Genomic DNA, 3583 nt, shown 5'->3' with positions numbered 1-3583 from the left:
TTAGAATGCTGGGAGGTCCGAAGAGATTCTTGCCGATTTGAAACGGAAATGACCAAGATTGAGGCAACTGATTGTGGTTGCTGCGCCGGATTTCGCCGTGAACAAGAAAACACTGCGCTTTCAGCGCGGCTGGGAATTCACCAGCAGGATGCCCGCACTCACCAGCCCCAGCGCCACAAGAAAGAGCGGGCCCAATTGATCGCCGAGAAACGCCCAGCCCGCCAGCGCACCAAAGAGCGGCGTGAGGAAGCTGAAGGCGGAAAGCCGCGAGGCGGCATAGCGCTTGACCAGCCAGAACCAGGCGACATAGCTGGCAAAGGCGACCACCACCGTCTGATAGGCCATGCTCGCCCATATCAAAGGTGTCGGGGCAAAAATGCCTGGCTCGGCCAGCAATAGGGAGAGGGCCAGCAGCACCGGCACGCTCACCGCCAGTTGATACAGCATGGCGTATTCCGCCGGCGCATGGCGCAGCCGCGTGGCCTTGATGACCACCGTGGTGCAGGCCCAGCCTATTGCGCCGACCAGGCAAAGCAGGTCCCCCGCCACCGAACCCTCGGCCTGCAGCCCATCCAGCAGCCCCACCGCCAGCCCGGCAAAGGCAACCAGCAGGCCCGATGCGGCCCGCGCCGTCATCCTGTCGCCCGGCACGAAGATATGGGCGCCGAGGGCGACGAAGAACGGCGCTGCATATAAAAACAGCACCGCGCGCGATGCCGAGGTCAGGCCCGCGCCGATGAAGATCGCGCCGAATTCCAGCCCGAAGATCACGCCCACCGCGAGGCCCGGCAGCAGCGAGGCGCCCAGCAGCGGCGCCAATGGCACGCCGCGCAGCCGGCACCACAGCCAACATAGCAGGGCTGCACCGGCCGAACGCATGGCACCTTGCAAGGCCGGCGAAATTCCCGCCGTGCCCAGTTTCATCGCCACCATGTTCAGCCCCCAGGCGAGGCAGAGTGCGAGCATAATGGCGGCGGCGGAGGCGGGCAGGGCTTGGGAATGCGTCACCCTCGCACAGTGGCACGCTTGCGCGGGGCCACAAGCCGCCCCTACCGTATGGCTTGTTCGTCTCAAGGAATTGCCCCATGCGCATCGCCCGCCGGACCGCCCTGGTCACCCCCGCCATTCTTGCCGCTGGTAGCGCCTCGGCGCAGCGCGCGCAGGACACGCTGCGCATCGTCTTCCGCGACGGCGTGCCGAATATTGACCCCTATTACAACAGCCTGCGCACCGGGCTGGTGCTCGCCCACCAGGCCTGGGATGGGCTGATCCATCGCGACCCCACCGATTTCACCATGAAGCCGCTGCTGGCAACCGCCTGGAACTGGGTGAACGCCACCACCATTGATTTCACCCTGCGCGCCGGGGTGACCTTCCATAATGGCGATGCCTTCTCGGCCGATGACGTGGTTTATACCCTCAACCTGGTCAGCAGCCCCGAGGCGCGCACCGCCACCCCCTCCAACCATGCCTGGATCGAGCGGGCGGAGAAGACCGGCGACCTCTCGGTGCGAGTGCACCTCAAGCGCCCCACCCCGGCGGCGTTGGAATATTTTGCCTTCGTGACGCCCATCTACCCCAAGGCCTATCGCGAGCGGGTGGGCGCCGATGTCTATGCCCGCCAGCCGGTGGGGGCAGGGCCTTACCGCGTCACCGCGCAGAATCCTGGCGCCATGGTCGAGTTCGAGCGCTTTGAGAATTATTACGCGGGCAGCCCCAAGGGCCGCCCCGCGATCCGCAAGCTCGTCGTGCGTTTCGTGCCCGATGCGGCCACCGAATTGACCGAATTGCTCAGCGGCCGCGCCGACTGGATCTGGGCCATCAACCCCGACCAGATGGCCAACCTCGCCCGCGTGCCCACGCTGGATGTGGCACGGCAGGAGAGCATGCGCATCGGCTACCTCTCCATCGATGCCGCTGGTCGCTCCGGGGCGGGCAACCCGATGACCAATGTGCTGGTGCGCCGCGCCATCTGGCACGCGATCGACCGGCAGACCATCGCCACCTCCCTGGTGCAGGGCGGCAGCCGGGTGCCGACTGCACCCTGCTACCCCAGCCAATTCGGCTGTGATGCCGATGCCGCCGTCACCTATAATTACGACCCCGCCCGGGCCCGCGCGCTGCTGGCCGAGGCTGGCTTCCCGAACGGTTTCGCGACCGAGATGGTGAGCTATATTCTGCCGCAATGGGGCGCATCGGTGCAGGCCTATCTGCAGGCAGTGGGGATTCGCGCCCGGCTCAGCCAGATGCAGGTGGCCGCTGCCACGGCGCGCGCCTGGGAGGGGCGCAATCCGCTCGATCTGGGCAGTTGGGGGAGTTATTCGATCAACGACGTCTCGGCCATCTTCCCGGTCATGCTGGGTGGTGGTGGCGGCAATGACTATAGCCGTGACCCGGAGATCGACCGCCTGCTGGTCGAGGGTGGTTCCAGTGTTGATGAGAATGTCCGCCGCGCGGCCTATTCGGCGGCCATCCGCCGCTCCACCGAGCAGGCCTATTGGCTGCCGCTGCACACCTATGTCACCACCTATGGCTATTCGAAACAATTGAACTTCCAGACCTGGCGCGACGAAATGCCGCGCTTCTTCATGGCGTCCTGGAAGTAAGCCCATGGCGCTGCGCGCGGCCATCATTCCCGTCACGCCCTTCGAGCAGAATTGTGCGCTGCTATGGGATGACGTGACCATGGAGGGCGTGGTGGTGGATCCGGGCGGCGATGTGCCGCGCATCCTCGATGTGCTGAAGAAACAGGGCATCGCCCTCAAGCGCATCCTCATCACCCATGGTCATATGGACCATGCCGGTGGTGCGGATGAACTGCGCGAGGTGACCGGCGCGCCGGTGGAAGGGCCGCATCTGGCCGATAAGATGCTGCTCGATAATCTCTCCAAGCAGGCCGCCGCCTATGGCCTGCCGCCAGCGCGCGACCGGACGCCCGACCGCTGGCTGGAGGAGGGCGAGGTGGTGCAGATCGGCGCCGAGAGTTTCGCCGTGCTGCATTGCCCCGGGCATGCGCCGGGCCATGTCGTGTTCGTCAATGAAGCGCTGCGGCTGGCCATTGTGGGTGATGTGCTGTTTCGCGGCAGCATTGGCCGCACCGATTTCCCCTATGGCGACCACGCAGCACTCATCGCTGCGATCCATGAGAAATTGCTGCCGCTGGGTGACGACATGCAATTCATTTGCGGCCATGGCCCGGGGAGTGACTTTGGCACCGAACGGCGGCAAAACCCCTTCCTGGCCGATGAGGCCTGATCATTGGCGGTGTGACTGGGTGATGGGGTTTTGTGTGCGAAATGATGAATTTCGTCTGCTGGTGATATGCTGCGGATTGGCTTTGGCGGGCGCCGCCGCCGCAGAGCCGCCGCCTCAGGACCGTGATGCATTGGCACGCGCCCTGGCCAACCCGCTGGCCAGCGTGAGTTCCCTGAGCACTGAGGTCAGGCTCGCCGCAGGCCAGGGGGTGGGCGGCCATGGCCTCGTCAATCAACTCACCATGACCAAGCCTTTTGAGTTGCCGCAATCGTGGGACGGATTCAACATTCGTAGCGAACACCACCGATGCCCTGAGAGGTTTACGGTG

The 3583-nt window shown here is 64.9% G+C and carries 4 protein-coding genes; 3 read left to right on the top strand and 1 reads right to left on the bottom strand.

Translation table 11 applies throughout. The features are described 5' to 3' along the window. Window positions 1–120 precede the first annotated feature (120 nt). Entirely contained in the window at window positions 121–1008 is an 888-nt protein-coding gene (locus tag ABWP84_RS18340) for a DMT family transporter (protein ID WP_353213468.1), read from the bottom strand. Window positions 1009–1085: 77 nt separating this feature from the next. On the opposite strand from ABWP84_RS18340, the gene ABWP84_RS18335 reads away from it, so the two are divergent. The 3 genes from ABWP84_RS18335 to ABWP84_RS18325 all read left to right on the top strand — a co-directional run. Continuing rightward, window positions 1086–2606: an ABC transporter substrate-binding protein gene (locus ABWP84_RS18335; protein ID WP_353213467.1), complete on the top strand. Its 1521-nt coding sequence runs from the start codon at window positions 1086–1088 to the stop codon at window positions 2604–2606. A gap of 4 nt (window positions 2607–2610) precedes the next feature. Continuing rightward, window positions 2611–3255, top strand: coding sequence for an MBL fold metallo-hydrolase (locus tag ABWP84_RS18330; RefSeq protein WP_353213466.1), 645 nt, complete (start codon window positions 2611–2613; stop codon window positions 3253–3255). Between the two features lie 34 nt (window positions 3256–3289). Continuing rightward, the coding region (locus ABWP84_RS18325; protein WP_353213465.1) for a hypothetical protein at window positions 3290–3583 on the top strand (294 nt) is incomplete at its 3' end.

It is taken from the genome of Rhodovarius sp., assembly GCF_040399605.1.
In the GTDB taxonomy this organism is placed as follows: Bacteria; Pseudomonadota; Alphaproteobacteria; order Acetobacterales; family Acetobacteraceae; genus Rhodovarius; species Rhodovarius crocodyli_A.
Note: the sequence above shows the minus strand (reverse complement) of the source record. Positions and strands in the feature narration are given on the sequence as shown.